The sequence below is a fragment of the Methylobacter sp. S3L5C genome (assembly GCF_022788635.1).
GTDB lineage: Bacteria > Pseudomonadota > Gammaproteobacteria > Methylococcales > Methylomonadaceae > Methylobacter_C.
On the sequence record NZ_CP076024.1, the window covers coordinates 575,459 to 592,321 of the forward strand.

14 protein-coding genes are annotated in these 16,863 nt (G+C 43.3%); 7 read left to right on the forward strand and 7 right to left on the reverse strand.

Features of this window, described 5'->3' with window-relative positions; genetic code table 11:
* The first annotated feature begins 22 nt into the window (after positions 1-22).
* The 3 genes from KKZ03_RS02770 to KKZ03_RS02780 all read left to right on the forward strand — a co-directional run bounded on the left by KKZ03_RS02770 (position 23) and on the right by KKZ03_RS02780 (position 4,047).
* Positions 23-1,333, forward strand: a complete 1,311-nt coding sequence (locus KKZ03_RS02770) for a 2-oxo acid dehydrogenase subunit E2 (protein WP_243219897.1) — start codon at positions 23-25, stop codon at positions 1,331-1,333.
* A 17-nt stretch (positions 1,334-1,350) separates the two neighbouring features.
* On the forward strand, positions 1,351-2,766 hold the full coding sequence (gene lpdA / locus KKZ03_RS02775; protein ID WP_243219898.1) for a dihydrolipoyl dehydrogenase: 1,416 nt from the start codon (positions 1,351-1,353) through the stop codon (positions 2,764-2,766).
* A 336-nt stretch (positions 2,767-3,102) separates the two neighbouring features.
* Complete coding sequence (locus KKZ03_RS02780) at positions 3,103-4,047, forward strand: multidrug resistance efflux transporter family protein (RefSeq protein WP_243219899.1); 945 nt, start codon at positions 3,103-3,105, stop codon at positions 4,045-4,047.
* 342 nt (positions 4,048-4,389) lie between these two features.
* On the opposite strand, the gene KKZ03_RS02785 is transcribed toward KKZ03_RS02780, so the two are convergent.
* A complete protein-coding gene (locus KKZ03_RS02785) occupies positions 4,390-4,749 on the reverse strand; it encodes a tRNA-binding protein (protein ID WP_243219900.1) in 360 nt (119 codons plus the stop codon).
* 143 nt (positions 4,750-4,892) lie between these two features.
* Between KKZ03_RS02785 and KKZ03_RS02790 the strand changes: the two genes are divergently transcribed.
* Positions 4,893-5,417, forward strand: a complete 525-nt coding sequence (locus KKZ03_RS02790; RefSeq protein ID WP_243219901.1) for a class IV adenylate cyclase — start codon at positions 4,893-4,895, stop codon at positions 5,415-5,417.
* A gap of 238 nt (positions 5,418-5,655) precedes the next feature.
* Here KKZ03_RS02790 and KKZ03_RS02795 read toward each other — a convergent pair whose 3' ends face one another.
* From KKZ03_RS02795 to mtnA, 4 genes are all read right to left on the reverse strand, one after another.
* Entirely contained in the window at positions 5,656-5,892 is a 237-nt protein-coding gene (locus KKZ03_RS02795; RefSeq protein ID WP_243219902.1) for a hypothetical protein, read from the reverse strand.
* Between the two features lie 161 nt (positions 5,893-6,053).
* Positions 6,054-6,962 carry an AEC family transporter gene (locus KKZ03_RS02800; RefSeq protein WP_243219903.1) on the reverse strand — a complete coding sequence of 303 codons (909 nt, stop codon included), beginning with the start codon at positions 6,960-6,962 and terminating at the stop codon, positions 6,054-6,056.
* A 439-nt stretch (positions 6,963-7,401) separates the two neighbouring features.
* Positions 7,402-8,124, reverse strand: a complete 723-nt coding sequence (gene cysZ, locus KKZ03_RS02805) for a sulfate transporter CysZ (protein ID WP_243219904.1) — start codon at positions 8,122-8,124, stop codon at positions 7,402-7,404.
* A complete protein-coding gene (gene mtnA, locus KKZ03_RS02810; RefSeq protein ID WP_243219905.1) occupies positions 8,114-9,157 on the reverse strand; it encodes an S-methyl-5-thioribose-1-phosphate isomerase in 1,044 nt (347 codons plus the stop codon). The genes cysZ and mtnA overlap by 11 nt, the downstream gene beginning before the upstream one ends.
* Before the next feature lie 138 nt (positions 9,158-9,295).
* On the opposite strand from mtnA, the gene KKZ03_RS02815 reads away from it, so the two are divergent.
* Together KKZ03_RS02815 and KKZ03_RS02820 are read left to right on the forward strand one after the other, a co-directional pair.
* Complete coding sequence (locus KKZ03_RS02815; protein ID WP_243219906.1) at positions 9,296-10,606, forward strand: TRZ/ATZ family hydrolase; 1,311 nt, start codon at positions 9,296-9,298, stop codon at positions 10,604-10,606.
* Positions 10,607-10,868: 262 nt separating this feature from the next.
* Positions 10,869-11,468, forward strand: coding sequence for a hypothetical protein (locus KKZ03_RS02820; RefSeq protein WP_243219907.1), 600 nt, complete (start codon positions 10,869-10,871; stop codon positions 11,466-11,468).
* Between the two features lie 77 nt (positions 11,469-11,545).
* On the opposite strand, the gene KKZ03_RS02825 is transcribed toward KKZ03_RS02820, so the two are convergent.
* The gene (locus tag KKZ03_RS02825; RefSeq protein WP_243219908.1) at positions 11,546-14,992 is read right to left on the reverse strand and encodes a hypothetical protein; all 3,447 of its coding nucleotides are present in this window, start codon (positions 14,990-14,992) and stop codon (positions 11,546-11,548) included.
* 722 nt (positions 14,993-15,714) lie between these two features.
* Between KKZ03_RS02825 and KKZ03_RS02830 the strand changes: the two genes are divergently transcribed.
* The gene (locus KKZ03_RS02830) at positions 15,715-16,203 is read left to right on the forward strand and encodes a hypothetical protein (RefSeq protein ID WP_243219909.1); all 489 of its coding nucleotides are present in this window, start codon (positions 15,715-15,717) and stop codon (positions 16,201-16,203) included.
* Here KKZ03_RS02830 and KKZ03_RS02835 read toward each other — a convergent pair whose 3' ends face one another.
* On the reverse strand, positions 16,204-16,860 hold the full coding sequence (locus KKZ03_RS02835; RefSeq protein ID WP_243219910.1) for a transposase: 657 nt from the start codon (positions 16,858-16,860) through the stop codon (positions 16,204-16,206).
* Between the last annotated feature and the right edge of the window lie 3 nt (positions 16,861-16,863).

The following is a 16,863-nucleotide window of genomic DNA, read 5'->3' on the forward strand; positions in this document are numbered from 1 at the left end:
ACCTTGTCAGGAAGATATTGAAATGGCAATATTAATAGAAATTAGAGTTCCCGATGTAGGTAATGTTGCTGAAATTGACGTTGTTGAAGTATTGATTCAGGCAGGTGATGTCGTCGCACTGGAGCAGACCGTTGCCACACTGGAAACGGATAAAGCCAGTATGGATTTGCCTTCCAGTGCATCAGGAACCATACAGCAAGTCTATATTAAGCCTGGCGATAAAGTATCAGAAGGCTCGTTAATTGCAACGGTACTGGCAAGCGATGCAGCGGCCAGCAGTACAGAACCCGCTCAACAAGCAGCTACCCCCGTAGCCGCTCCAGTCGTTGATACACCTGTGGCAGATAAAGCCCCCGAACCTGTCAATCTGCCGGTAAAAGCGGCACCTGCCGTAGCGTCAGTAGAGATTGTAGCAAGCATTGATTCTGCCACTGGAAAAGCGCATGCATCACCGGCTATACGTCTTTTTGCGCGCGAACTGGGCGTTGATGTCAGCAAGATAAAAACCGGCAGCGGGCGTAAGGGACGCATTTTAAAAGACGATGTCAAAAACTTCGTCAAAAAAGTGATTACTGAAGGTATCGTAGCCACCGGATCGGGTATTCCCAGCTTGCCTGCCGTTGATTTTTCTCCGTATGGTGAAACCCAAATCCAGAAACTCAGCAAGATTAAACGTCTGACAGGGCAAAACCTGACGCGCGTCTGGCTTAATTTGCCGATGGTAACCTACCATGAAGAAGTTGATATCACCGACATGGAAGCCTTTCGTACTGCACTGAACGCCGAAAAAATCAAAGGTGAATTAAAAATTACCGGCTTGATGTTTATCATTAAAGCACTGGTTGCCGCCATGCAGCAGTTTCCAGAGTTCAATGCGTCTTTATCGGCCGATGGCGAAAGCTTGATTCTAAAAAAATATTTTAATATCGGCATCGCCGTTGATACCCCTAACGGCCTAGTCGTGCCGGTATTGCGCAATGTTAACAACAAAAACATCAATGAACTGGCGCTTGAATTAGCCCAAAAAAGTGACAAAGCCCGTCTGGGCAAGTTGTTGCCCGGCGACATGCAAGGCGGTTGCATGAGCATTTCCAGTCTTGGCGGTATTGGCGGCACTTCGTTTACCCCCATTGTTAATGCACCGGAAGTTGCGATACTCGGTGTTACGCGGGCAAAAATGCAACCGATCTGGAATGGCAAGGAATTTTTGCCTCGCCTGATGCTGCCGCTTGATTTAACCTATGACCACCGGGTCATTGATGGTGCGCAGGGTGCCCGTTTTATGGCTACCCTCAAGCAATACTTAAGTGATATTCGTCGTCTGTTACTTTAATACGGGAAATACCAACAATGAATGAAGCAGTTTTACACGCAGAAGTTTTGGTGCTGGGCGGCGGCCCGGGTGGTTACAGCGCGGCGTTTCGTGCCGCCGATTTAGGCAAACAGGTCGTATTAATTGAACGTTATCCAGTCTTGGGCGGCGTGTGCCTTAATGTCGGCTGTATTCCCTCCAAAGCGCTGCTACATACCGCGCAAATAATTCATGAAGCCGAAGAATTTGCACAACACGGTGTCAGTTATGGTGAACCGACGATTGATATTGATAAAATCAGAAGTTGGAAAGAAAGCATTACCAAATCCTTAAATGACGGACTGGCTGGCCTGGTCAAACAACGCAAAGTCACCTTGATTCAAGGTACCGGAAAATTCACCTCGCCAGATACCGTGGCTGTGGAAACTGAAGAGGGCATCCAAACCATCCGCTTTGATCAGGCCATTATTGCCGCCGGTTCACGTCCTACTAAAATACCGATATTTCCGCATGATGATCCACGTTTATGGGATTCAACGGACGCGCTGGCATTAAAAGAAATCCCTAAAAAGCTGTTGATTGTCGGTGGCGGCATTATCGGTTTGGAAATGGCAACGGTTTACCATGCGATGGGTTCAGAAATCAGTGTCGTTGAACTCATGGATCAAATCATTCCCGGTTGCGATAAAGATTTGGTGACGCCGTTATTTCGCCGTATAAAAAAGCAATATAAAAATATCTGGCTGGACACCCGTGTAACGTCTATTGAATCCCACAGCGAAGGCCTGAAAGTTTTTTTTGAGGGTAAAGGCGCACCTGAATCAGAGCTGTTCGATGCCGTTTTGGTTGCGGTAGGCCGCAGGCCTAACGGGCCGTTAATCGGTGCTGATCTGGCTGGAATTACTGTCGATGAACAGGGCTTTATTGCTGTCGATAAGCAACAACGTACCAATGTCGGACACATTTTTGCCATCGGCGATATCGTCGGCAACCCCATGCTGGCACACAAAGCAGTACACGAAGGCAAAGTAGCCGCCGAAGTGACTGCGGGACATAAAACCCACTTTGATGCGCTGACGATTCCTTCCGTTGCCTATACCGATCCTGAAATTGCCTGGATGGGACTTACTGAAAACCAGGCCAAGCAACAAGGTATCGAATACGACAAGGCAGTATTTCCTTGGGCTGCCAGTGGCCGTTCCTTGTGCATCGGTCGAAAAGAAGGTTTAACCAAAATACTCTGTGAAAAAGGCACCGGCAAACTGCTGGGTACCGGCATGGTCGGCACCAACGCCGGCGAGTTAATTGCAGAAGCGGTATTGGCACTGGAAATGGGCGCAGATGCCGAAGATATCAGCTTAACTATTCATGCTCACCCCACTTTGGCCGAAACCTTTGGCTTTGCCGCTGAAATGATCACCGGCACCATCACTGATCTTTATATCAAGAAATAACGGTTTTTCACCACGAATAACTGCATAAACAGATATTTACTCCTGCAATATCTGCATTCACCACATCCTTGTGGATTATGCAGGAGTAGTTGCCAAGACACGAAGAGCACCAAATTTTTGGTTTAAGAATTAATAAAGTCGTAGGTTGGGTTAGGCGATAGTCGTAACCCAACACATCAAAGCGGTAAATGTTGGATTACGCAATCGCTCGACAATTGCTCATGATTGCTCATGATTGCTCTACCTCCTGCGTCCATGCAGTCGTAATCCAACCTACACGCTGCTGACAGGTAAAAGTAAAATATATTCTGTACTTCAGAAAAAATAACTTTCGATATGAAAAATACAACTTTCGTCTTAATGGCAATAGGATTAGTTTCTGCATTCTTTTTTAGTTCAACTTTTATCTTAAATCGCACCATAGCAGTAGAAGGAGGGCATTGGTTCTGGTCTGCTTCGCTTAGGTATTCGTATATGTTGCTGTTCTTAGGCTTAATGATAATCGTATCAAATGGTTTTTTATATTTTAAGAGTCTGGTTTCAGAATTTTTGAAGCATTACATTTTTTGGGTCTTATCAGGAAGTATAGGGTTTGGTTGTTTCTATGCCCTTCTTTGTTTTGCCGCAGCAACGTCTCCGGGATGGGTTGTTGCTGCAACTTGGCAGTTAACTATCGTTGCATCGCTTTTTGTTTTGACAGCCTTTGGGAAAAAAATACCTAAACGTACATGGTTATTTGCGTTAATCATTTTAGCGGGCGTTTCGTTAGTTAATCTGAGTCAATTTGAACATTCAAATACTGGACAGCTACTTTTTAATGTTCTGTGCATTATTCTTGCTGCCTTTTGTTATCCCCTTGGGAATCAGCTTGTTTGGGAGGCGAAAAATAATCGAAGTGGGTTACCTAAAATAAGCACGACTATTACCAATAACGCATTTGCAAAGGTATTTTTGTTGTCATTAGGTAGCTTTCCATTATGGATTATTTTGTTTTTTTGCTTTGATGTCAGTGTACCTAGTGAAGGGCAATTAATAAATGTCGCAATTGTCGCCATATTGTCGGGAGTATTTGCAACACCAATATTTTTATACGCCAGGAATAAGGCCAATACTCCAAGGAAACTAGCCGCCGTTGATGCAAGTCAATCGGGGGAAGTGATTTTTGCTTTAGGTGGTGAAGTTTTATTTTTAGGCGCAACTTACCCAAATATGCTTGGCTTTTCAGGTTTATTTCTAATAATTATTGGCCTGAGCGCCATGATATATTTCGACAATAAATGAGCAGTGGGTCAAACTTGTAACTTGGCATGAACATACCTTGGCTTATTGATAAGCGGCCAAAGACGGTATCGTGCGACCCGTCGCATGATCAATTTTTGGAGCCACTATAGATAGGGTACGTTTAAACAAACGACAGATTTTTTCATAGGATTTATTTAAAAGCTACAGATGACCTGGCTTTTTAAATTGACTAAGTACTTGGATATTGGGACTTCAAACAGGATGATTTTATATTTTCGCGGGATTGGTAATATTAGCCAAACAGGCCCAGGTTAAACCGGCATAAACAGCCGTGCTGAATGGTTTTACAACGCCCCCAGTTATTTCTTTCTATGCTCATTGCTATGCAAGGCGCTCCCCGTTTGTTACTGGTATATTTGGCTGGATTAACACAGTACCGTTATCATTGCAGACTATAGCCAAGATCAATACTTCTGATTTAACTCCGGCAACTCTACGGGGAGGAAAATTTACAACCGCGCAAATTTGCTTGCCGATAAGCTCTTCGGCGGTATAGTTTTCGGTTAATTGCGCAGAACTCTTTTTAACACCAAGCGTTGCACCAAAATCTACATCAATTTCGTATGCCGGTAGCTTCGCTTTTGGATTCAATTTTGCCGATAGAATAATTCCGACACGGACATCTACCTTCAAAAAATCAAAAAATTCAATTTGTTCTGTCAATGGATGGATAATGGTCATGTTTGCTCTATAACGTTAAAAACGGTTGGGCGTAAAACGGGTTAAGTGTAAAAACTAAAACAAGCTGTGAATAACTGTTGGAGGTTGCCCTCCAACATTCTACAGGTCTTTGTAAATTCAGACATTAGGTATCTCACTCTCTTATGGCAAGAAATATTGAAATCAAAGCTCGAATTGAAAGCATCGAATCACTGTTGCCATTGGCTGCGAAGATCGCTAACGAAGGGCCAATCGAAATAGTCCAGGACGATACGTTTTTTGCTTGCCCCAATGGAAGACTGAAACTTCGTTCTTTCTCCGAGCATGATGGACAGCTAATTTTCTATCAACGTCCAGACAGCGCTGGCCCCAAAGAGTCTTTCTATGTCATTTCGCCGACCTCTTCACCCGACACACTCCGTCGGGTTTTGTCGCTTGCCTATGGGGAAAGTGGTCGTGTTCGCAAGCATCGCACATTATTTATGGCGGGGCGAACGCGAATACATCTGGATAAGGTGGAAGAATTGGGATACTTTTTGGAACTGGAAGTCGTTCTTGCTGAAGGCGAAACCAACGAAGCTGGTATATCGGTTGCCCATGAATTGCTGGAAAAACTGTCAGTCTCCATGCATCAAATGGTAGAAGAGGCCTATATAGATCTACTTGCAAAATTGCCTAATGAGGCATAAAAAACTGGTGTTTTTTTGGGAAATTAAAATGAGTTCAAAGCCCACACCGTCTTAAGTGTTGCAAAAACCCTAACAATTCTGTCGTTTGTTTAAATTCACCCAAGTACTTGGATATTGGGACTTCAAACAGGATTATTTTATATTTTCTGGGGATGGGTAATATTAGCCAATTGATTACTTAACGCCTTTTAAAATGTAAAAACGGTGATCTTCATCCGTTCCGTAAGCTGACTTGGTTTCAACTTCCAAGTAGGGGACCCTTATCGCAGGTGAAAAGTTTGATATGCCCCTTTAACTGATCAAGGCTGGCTATATTTTCTTGCAGTATCGCTTTTTCTGCTTTCAGACTCTCCAGTTCTGAGCGTTCCCACCAAACGGTTGCATAAACCGCCAGCAGAAATGCAAAAAAACCGAAGCGTGACGAGGTTTGCAAACCCGTTACTAACGTTTTGTTTGTATTGAGATATTCAAACATCGACCGGCTTCGAAAATGACGAAGCTTTCGATAATCCACGTTTTTATAAAATTTTAGCGTCAGTCGGATAGTTAAAATGAACGAAATACCTTTGACTTTGAACAGAGTATCTACGCGCTAGTTTTACATACTCTCATTGAGGTTGCCCACCGTAAAGATTCCTAAGCCTTTAAAAAGGCCAGAACTAAAGGAACAACTGCAATCGCTAAAAGCATACTCGCCATCACAGCTGTCGCTGCTTTTTCAGGATGAATATTTAAGTCATTTGCAATGACAACGGTATTGCCAGCCATCGGCACACAAGCCATCAATAATATAATAGACTGCTCCACATTATCCATTTTGGCTGAAAATAAATGAATCACCAAAAAACCAAGAGATGGCCAAACCACATATTTCCAACCCAAAGCAGCACTTAAAAAGCGCCAATCGACTTCTAGTTTTGTAAACCTTGCCATGGTCAAACCAATAACCATCATGCCTAGTACGCTGTATGCTCCCTTAAAATTGGATAGCCCGCTCAAAATAACAGGATGTAAATGCACTCCCAACAAACGTAAAGCCATAGCAAGAACAAACGCATATAAAATCGGCATACCAACAATTTTTTTAACACTTTGCGAAACGGTGTAACTACCACGTGACGTAAGATAATAACCGTACGAAAACTCGTATAAATTAACTCCTAAAATGATAAATACTGCAATCGCAACTCCTTTAGCATCAAATAAATCCAAAGCCAAAGGTAACCCAAAATAGCCTGTATTCCCAGTACCTCCTGCAAAAGCAAAAAGATTTGATGTGCTGTCACGCCACAATAATCGTCCCAGTTGCAGCGCAATAGTTGCCATCATGCAACAAATTATAAAAGCACCGAAAGTATAAAATAGATAATTTCTTCCATCTGGCGCTTGTAATACCGATACGAACATTACGGCAGGCGATATGACGTAAACCAGTAGCGTTGATATTTCCTTTTGACTAATACTAAATTTTTTCCCAACGCCTAAACCAAGAACCGCAATTGCAACTAGAAACAGCACCCTCATTAAAAGCTCTAAATTAGTCATGAAATCCTCACGAAAAATGGTACTAAACGTGCCGTTTAAATAAAATTTACTTAATTTGTCCGGGGCCAACCATCCTGCTGGACTTGTCCTCGCGGTTTTTTTATGCCCGGTTGTTTTTATTGTTGTGTGTGTGGCGGTTTGCTGTCGCGAAACCACCCTACGAAAGACGACAAGTTGTTTTTGTCTGGGAGTCAGAGCAAGGATTACAACTAAGTATTCGTATTGAGTTGATCGAATAATGTAGGAGAATCAAGAAAATTGTTAACTCTTGCCTTTGCTTTTTTCGTGCTTTTCGTGCTTTTCGTGTCTTTCGTGGACAAAAAAGTGAACCAAACAGAGGAAATATCGGGTACGAAAGCTTTGCCGTAACAACCCAACAAAAGTGTATGACGCTTGGCCTATACGCCCCACCAAATCAAGTTTTTTAAGTACTCTTAACTTAATCCTGCTTCTTAATCTCATTAAAATAAATCGTTGCGCCAATGACAGCGGCAGGTGCGACAATGATATTTAACAACGGAATAGTCAGTCCCATCGCAGCAATACCGCCAAAGCTTAACGCTCCCAGACGAATACTTTTAACCAACTGTTTCTGGTCAGAAAATAATACACCGGCATTTTCCAATGGATAAGCCATGTATTCCAGCGCCATACCCCACGCGCCGAATAAAACCCATAAAAAAGGTGCAATCACGTTAAGGCCGGGAATAAAGGACACGATGACCAACGGCAAGGCTCTGCTTAACAAATAGCCTGCGCGCTTTACTTCAGCCAATATAACCTTAATTAAAGGTTGTTCGTCAGTTGCGATGACTTGACCTGTAATAAGCGCCAAGGTTTTTGCGGATAATTTGCCGTAAAAAGGCGCAGCAAGCAGGTTAGCCAGTACCGTAAAGGTAAAAAAACCGGCGATAAAAAAGCTGATGAAAAATAATGGCCATAAGAACCAGCTTAACCATTGCAGCCAACCCGGAATAAACTGATTAATCAAATCAGCAATATAGTAATAACCCAGCGTTAAGGCCACGCTATATAACACGACATTAATTAAAACCGGGATAAGGATAAACGTACGTAATTGAGAGCTGGTTAATAATTTCAGGCCTTTAAATAAATAACCGACAGCCAAAGCCGGATTGTTACCTTTTTTGTCAAATAGCATCTTTTAAACCTCTCATACCTTGTTCAGTTGGATTTAATACTACACCACGTTCGGTTACCAGTGCTGAAATTAATTCAGCGGGCGTGACATCAAATACCGGATTCCAGGCGCTGACCAATGAGCCTTCTTTATGATAACAAGCGGGCAACAACTCACTCTGGTCGCGTTGCTCGATTTCTATCTGATCGCCATTTTCAATCGCCCAATCGATTGTCGTTATCGGCGCTACGACCATAAATTTAACGCCATGTTGTTTGGCCAGGACCGCCAAAGAATAGGTGCCTATTTTATTGGCCGTATCGCCATTGGCGGCAATCCGGTCAGCACCGACAATAACCCAATCGATAGCGCCTGATTTCATTAACCATGCAGCGGCTGAATCAGCCAGTAAAGTAACGGGGATTTTATCTTGAGCCAATTCCCAAACGGTTAATCTTGCGCCCTGCAACCAGGGACGGGTTTCTCCGGCATAAACGTTTAATGGCTGTCTTTGGGTGGCACTCCGAATAACGCCGAGAGCAGTCCCGTAACCACCGGTAGCCAAAGCGCCGGTATTACAATGTGTCATGACACCTTTAACGCCGGTTAAAAGATCGGCACCCAATTCGCCCATTGTGGTATTGGCGATAATATCATCGGCATGAATTTTCTCGGCACAGGCAATAAATGCAGCTTCGGGATTCGTTAAAGGTTGAGCCAATAAAGCTGTCATTTGCGCCAACGCCCAAAACAAGTTGACCGCTGTTGGCCTGGACTTTGCCAGCATGGCGATGTCACCGGCTACTTTTTCCTGCCAGTTTGCCGGATTTTCTGCACAATGCTGAAGAACGGAAAGTGCGACACCGTAAGCAGCAGTTATACCAATTGCCGGTGCGCCGCGTACCCGCATCGTGGCAATCGCTTCGGTGACACCTGCTGCATCGCTATAATCATCATAAACAAGCGTTTCCGGTAATTGCCGCTGATCCAGCACTTTTAAGGAAGTGCCTGTCCATTGCAGGGCCTGTACCGTTTTTTTAGTTTGCAGAATCATTATTTAATAAAACCTGAGGGTAAAAAGTTATAATTTGGTTACCGGACATTATAATCGGTTACTTAAGGTAACCCACCAATTGCCAATGATTATGTCAGCTTATATTAAGATCAAGCCTACCACACACAGGAACAATTCATGATAGTCGATACCCTTATCCATGCCCGCTGGATTATACCCGTTGAACCGGAATCCGTAACCTACGAACACCATACCCTGGCGATTGATAACGGCAAAATCATTGATCTGTTACCGACGGAACTTGCCAAACAAAAATATCAAGGTAAGGCCACAGAAAATCTTGAAAATCATGCCTTACTGCCGGGTTTGATCAATTGCCATACTCATGCCGCGATGACACTAATGCGCGGTATTGCCGATGATTTGCCGCTGATGGATTGGTTACAAAACCATATCTGGCCATTGGAGCAAAAATGGATGAGTGAAGCTTTCGTCAAAGACGGCACTGATTTAGCGATTGCCGAAATGATTCGGGGTGGAACTACCTGCTTTAATGATATGTATTTTTTTCCTGATATTACCGCAAAACAGTCTATACACCATGGTATACGCGCAACAGTTGGCATGATCGTCATTGATTTTCCCTCGGTCTGGGCACAAAACAGTGATGAATATATTGAAAAAGGCTTAGACCTACATGAGCAACTGCGTCTTTCTGACCTGTGCTCGACTGCTTTTGCTCCACATGCGCCTTACACGGTATCTGATGAACCTTTGCAAAAAATTAGAGTCCTGGCCGATGAATTAGAGTTGCCGATACATATCCATCTTCATGAAACCTTGCACGAAATCGAGCAGGAACAAGCACAAACCGGACAACGGCCCATACAAAGATTACAAGAATTGGGCCTGATCAATCCCTCTTTAATAGCAGTACACATGACTCAGTTAAACGATGAAGAAATCAGCCTGTTTGCAGAATCCGGTGCTCATATCGTGCATTGCCCCGAGTCCAATCTAAAACTTGCCAGCGGCTTTTGCCAAGTTGCCAAGTGTCTTGCCGCAGGTGTTAATGTCGCCTTGGGTACCGATGGTGCAGCCAGTAACAATGATCTGGATATGTTTGGAGAAATGCGCACGGCGGCTTTGCTGGGTAAAGCGGTTGCCGGTGATGCCAGTGCCATTCCTGCCATGACCGCATTACGCATGGCGACTATTAATGGCGCCAAAGCACTGGGGCTTGATGCTATTTGTGGCTCACTTAGCATAGGTAAAGCCGCTGATGTCATTGCTGTTGATTTAAACACATTGGAAACCCAACCGTTATATTGTCCGGTCTCGCAAATTGTTTATGCCGCCAGCAGGCAACAAGTCACCGATGTTTGGGTAGCCGGCAAGCAATTATTAAAACAACGTCAGCTAACTACCATTAATATCGATGATTTAAAGGTCAAGATTGCCGAATGGCAGCAGCACTTGTCGACTTGATTATAAGCAAATATTAACAACCAAAGCCGCCATATCTTTATTCTAAAAACAGGATATCTCAACCTTACTCAGCTTTAACCGGCACATTAAAAATAAATAAAAAATTAATTATATTTTTATTTATTTGGCTGTCGCCAACCAAAGCTACAAGTGTTATAGTTTAAAGATAAAAACTATCGGGTAACTACCAGTTATTCTTGGCAAAAATGGGCATCAATAACGTCTGGTAGTCTCTTTTTTAAACAAGGAAAAACGTAATATTATGATTGAACTTTTAATTGCAGCCGTCGCCGTCGTACTTTTTTTTATTTACCTTTCCAGGAGCAAAAAAGCCAAAAATCAATCACTACAGCCAGCAAGTCAGGCTGGTGAAAATAAATCAGCGACTCATTCCAAGTCCAAGATCGCACCATCTGTAAAATCAAAAGCCGGTTCGACCACTATCCTCACCCAGCAAAACAGCAATAACGTTCCTCAAGATTCAACATTGAAACGACATTTTATCGCTCATCTACGCACAATGATTGAGTCCCTTAAACCTCGCCCAACCGACTCTGCTTTAAGCCGTCATTATGACTCGTTGATCAATGCTGAAGTAGAACAATGTGTAAACGATCAAAACTCACTTGAGCAATTAATTGCCCAATATGAAGGTCACCCGGAAACTTTCGCTCAAGCAATCGAAGCGCCAAAGACTCTGGCTGAACCGGTATTAAAAACTAAAGTTAGCGCCAAAAAAGTAAAAAAAGCCAAAGCATCAGCTGCCAAACCTGGGCTGTCACCTCGCCCAACTGATTCTACTTTAAGCCGTCATTACGATACGATGATTAACGCTGAAGCCAACAAAACATCTAAAGCATAAAACAAGTCATTAAATTGCCTACTGTTTACATGCGAAAAACAGTAGGCAATTTTTTTATACCGTTGTCAATAAATCCTTTAATGATGTACCCAGTCTGCGCCTAAAGTCCCTTGTAGATTCTCAAGGTAAGACGGATGCGAGACTTCGTCAAGCATCTTCTCTGTCATGGCAAGCTTGTAAGTCAAATCCTGATTAAAAGAATCGGTTTGCTTGGTTTCACTGATACGTTGAAAAATATAATCACGATGTTGCTGCCAAAGCCTAAGGTCCCTTCCCTGCTTAATCGTAAGCCGTTCTTGATACCAATCGCTTTCCAGTAAATAATCACGCGTGAACATGAAGCGAATGTCGGGGTCCGTGATGGTTTTACCTTCAAAGCTGCCATTGGCCATGATATGAATAAGAGCTTTTAGCGGTGGGCAGGCATCATTAATTGAGCCATCCTGAAAATAGATTTGGGCAACCCGTTGCTGTGCTTCGTATACATTATCAACGCCATCAACATAACTGGCCAGATCCTGGGTTTCCGGCTTTAACATGGCTTCATCAAACACAGCTGTCGGATAATCAAATACTTTACCAAAATTAGTATGTACAAAGCGTTCCGTGATGCGATAACCCAATCTGCTGGCATAAACCGTTCGACCCTCATAGTCAAAATCTTCCAGCTTTTCCAACTGCCCATGCTCGATAAGATAGTAAGGGTCGCGTTGAGCTACCGGTAAACGCGACCAGACTTCAGGTATTAACAGACTGATATCATGATCTATTTTGCGTTGAGAGCCGATATAACCTGCCGCTGTCGAATAGCCATGATAGCCGCACAAAATGTATGAAACCAGAGCGGAATTAAGATCGGCAGTAGTACTCAGCGCGTTAAACGGACCTTTAGTCAGCGCACCTTCGGAACCTGCACCGGTAGTCGACGGTGATTTACCGGTCAGACTGCAAATGAAATCCATAAACAGCTCAGGTAGCTCCTGATAATGGATGGGATTATAAATCGCCAACGGCCTGATTCCAGCGGCACTATCGGCCGGATTGTTGCGACGACCGGGCAATACCGCATTAACCGGAAAATAAACCGATTGACCAGTGCCAAGACCGCGTACCAAACGCGTAGATACTTCAGAAATATAACGTGTTACCGGATTAACAATATCAGGTCGAAGTTGCAGATAGCGTACATTAAGACTGGGCTTGCCATCAACCAAACGTGGATGGGCTGACGAGACAAAATACTCGCCTTCCCGGCCTTGCGCTGCCTGACTGATCACTTTGCGCATTGGCTTACTGAATTCATCAAAATGAATGACGTCTTCCATCAGTTCACGGGCATCATTTGAGGTTAGCGGTTGGAAATTGGAAATAAAATTATCGGTACCCGATAAATCAAGTTCAGTCTGTAAATCCATACCCCGATTAATGGCATCATCGGGACGCTGAAAAAAACTTTGTTCACAGTTATCGACCAGCTTAACGCTAGGATTTTTATAATCAGGATTAAGTCCTATCAACCTGTTTGACGGCACCACAATAGAGGACGTTATATCATCTTCCATCTGAACTTTAACCGAAGCCATAAAGTCCTGTCTTAACTTAAAAACACGCCAGGCACCATTCGTGTCAAAACCTACCCGGAGATAACTAGCGATCAATTTTCGGCCATGAAATTTCAATTCGTTACCCGGATAACCATTTACCAGATCAACAGAAAAATGTTCCCGCCAGTTTTGCCCCCACTCCTCTTTGTAAAAACGTTTTATCATCAGCGCCAGCGCCCAAATATGCTGAGGAATTTGCTTTAACCAATGATTATAGTCATGGCAATACTCGGTGACGGACGGTGTCAGTAACTTGATAACTGAACCCAGCGTACGTTTATTGCTAAGTAGTCTGCGTTGATCACTACCGTTACGTGCAGTATCCCGAAACCGGCTGGAATAATCATAGTCAAAAATATCGGCAACCATATCCATATCTTTATCAAAATTATCGACAAAAACAGCACCGGAAATAATGGCACCGGCAATTGACTTGGATATTTCTGACTTGCCACCGCCTGATACGGTACTCGGCTTGTGGCAAAAAGTACCTTCCGTATAAGTGCCTACCAATCGCCAACTAGGTGCGCTGGGATGCCGTTCCATATGGACTCTAAAGCCATTGGAATAAACATAAGTGTGATTGATTAGCGGTTTTATGGTGACGGTAATATTGTCGCGCTGCCAGCTTATCTGTTGTTGCTGGATATTAATTTGTGCCGTATCTGGAATAAAAACAATAGAAGGATGCTTTTTGTCTACCGCATAGCCTTCATCTTTAATGTCTATCGTTGAGCCCAAGAGCTGGCAAAGTTTATCAAAAGAATAGCCCTCGTTATCATCCGACTCTTTGGGCAAATAAATTTCCCCCAGAATAGCCCTCGGAAAAGCCAGTGCACCACCGGAATGCTCCTCTTCACAGCCACCAAACAGATTCGCAGAATAGCTGATCTGGGATTTTATTTCTTTTTTACTGTAACCAAAATAGTTATCGGCAATTAGCGTAACAATCACCCCCTTCATGTTGCGGCATACCAGTTTAAAGGGCTTACCCTCGTTATAAAGTTCATCCTCATGTTGCCAGCTCATGCCATCTTTACGCTGACGTTCGGTAGCCTCTTTATAATGAGGCAGACCAAGTGCCTGTTTACGACAGTGCACCAAATGCGGCGCAAGAATAATACAGCCGGTATGGCCCGTCCATTGATCAATATCCAGCGCGGCATCATTATCAGGGAGAAAGGGATCACCCGCATTACCAAAAATAGACTCAACAAAATCAAGATTAGCAACCAGGCCACCAGGCGCAAAAAACCGGGTTTCCATGGTTTTTTTGTGGCTCAAGCCGGCAACCTCAGGTGCCACAATGGGCCTAAGCAATAAAGATAACCAGAGTTTTGCCGAGTTTTCTTGTCTGCTGGTATAAGGCAGATACAACAGGTCATCTGGCGGTGACAAGGCAATACGCAATAATTGTGCATAAGCCACTACCGGAACTTCGTTCTTGTCAGCCGGAACAGGAAGCCCGCCAGCAACAATATGAAAAACACCTTTAGTGGTGCGTCTGTCATTTTGTGGATTATGCAAAACGCCTTGCTGTATTCGGTATGAATCAATATATGCTGAGTGAAATTCATTGTATTGAAAAGGTAATGACAGCTCTCTGGCCAAGCCTTTACGCTCCAGTACAAAAGTCTCCCCCGGTATGCGAAAGAATGCATCTATGCCATTCTCGTGTAGATAAGCATTAAGGAAATCTTGAATACGCTGATCGGCGGGACAACGGTAATTGGCCAGAAGACGGCGTTGCTGGGAATAATTTTTCAACAAACCATCAGCTATCTTGAGATATTGCTGATCTCCCTCAACTTCACAAACAGGTTGATCCAGGGCCGCTAATTGCAAATTGATATGTTGTAATTCTTCCAATTGTTTTTGACTGGCAAAATTAAGCCCCGTCGGAATAACAGGTGAGTTCATAAATTGGCTCCAGCAAGCGTTGATTAAAATCTATGGGTGGATATTGATTGAAGATTATTTTTATTGCAATCAATTAAGGCGATATCCAAGAATGAATATACCTAAGTGGCGCAGGATTTTTGTTCATTTTCAAGGCGGAAAAATAGTCGCGTAGATGGCTACGTAACTATTTTGACAACGCAGACAATGAATAAAAAGACCAGTGACTTGGGTATATTCTTCGAAGGAAATTGCCTAACGACAGAGCCAATTATTGACCGTGACAGAACGGCATACAGCCCCCAAAATAAAATTGGTCAATGATAGTTTTAAGCAGGCAAAGTTGTTCTAACTTTAGATAATAACCTAAGGAGCAACCATAAAACAAGCGTTTCAAGCTTAGCAATAAAGCGATTACCTTACCGTGAAAAGAACCTCGCTCTTTTGAATGAGCCAGAGCAGTAAATACAAAATTTACATAACAATACTTCGGACAGTTTTGTTTTGATTAAAAACAGTCTGGAAGCCTCCAGCGTGGTATGTAGTCAACGACGATAACAGCCCAACACACCAAAGGCTTCCATGCACTTAACAGAACCCATTCTGCAGCAAATGTCCAGTGTAGCAAAACCGTAGCGTAAGTTTATATTCATCTTGCTAACAGCCCTGACATATCTGCCGGGGCGGATGAATTTCCGAAACCTTGATCGTTATAGTCCTCTGAATGAAAAAACCTTTTCGAGATGGTTTCGTCACTCGTTCGATTTTGTTACCTTCAATTTGCTGAGCTTGAAAGATTTAAAGATTTAACGAATAGGGGTGAATGGATATCAGCAATTGATGCCAGCTTTTTACCCAGAAGCGGTCGCAGCAGTTACGGCCTGGACTGGTTTTGGAACGGTTCACAGGGACAAGCGGAACGCGGACTGGAAATTTCACTGCTGGCTTTGGTGGATGTAACACACAACACAGCCTATACACTGTCGGCTTATCAAACGCCCGCTTTGCCCAAAGCACCGAAGGTACCTGAAGTCGTCAAAGAGTCGACCGTAAATAGCGAAACCAAGGTGGCTCAAGATGTCGAGAAGACACCGAAGAGCAAAGCCGAGAAAACGCCCAAAGAAACCCGGATCACCCGGGTAGATAGCTACCTTGATCATGTCAAACGCGAGACCAAGGGACTGTTAGGGAAAATCCGTTATCTGGTCGCTGACCAATACCGTTCGGCATGATTATTGAATAGCATTAATAATCACCACCAAGTCAGGGGTTAAAGGTTTAAGCAAGAGATTTTGAATGCACGTTATCCAATGGATACTCATTTTCCAGAATGTTTTGAGTTTTTCGCCTAAAAGTGTAACGATTCCGCGAGCAGGTGTACGCGATGCGTGTCTTTCCTGGTGTCTAGCAGTGACTTTTTTAGTAGAATTAGCAGATTCTTGTCGTTGATTCAAATTTTGTTTGAAGTGGACCATAAGCAAATAAACAATCAGGTAAAGATAAAACTGAATTGCTACACCGCGTTCACTATGAGACCACAGATGTAACGCATTGAAAGTACGCTTGATGCAACGAAAAAACAATTCAATCTCCCAACGATAGGCGTAAAGCATGATAATTTCGCCCGTTGTTAAATCCAAACGATTGGTAGTAATCCGATAGATTTCATCGTAAGCAACAAAAGTGACGAGACGATAAGTCGCCTTCTGTTTATCATTTGAGAAACTGATGATTGAGTCGGATACGTCGGAAAAAAAGAACTGCCAATCATCAGGAATAATAACCGCTAAGTTTTCTATAACAGCGTACTTGATGTTGGCTTTGATACGGATGATAACAAAGGCTTGTAAGCTTACAATTTGTTGAAAAATTGCAAAGGAGACCGGCAATGT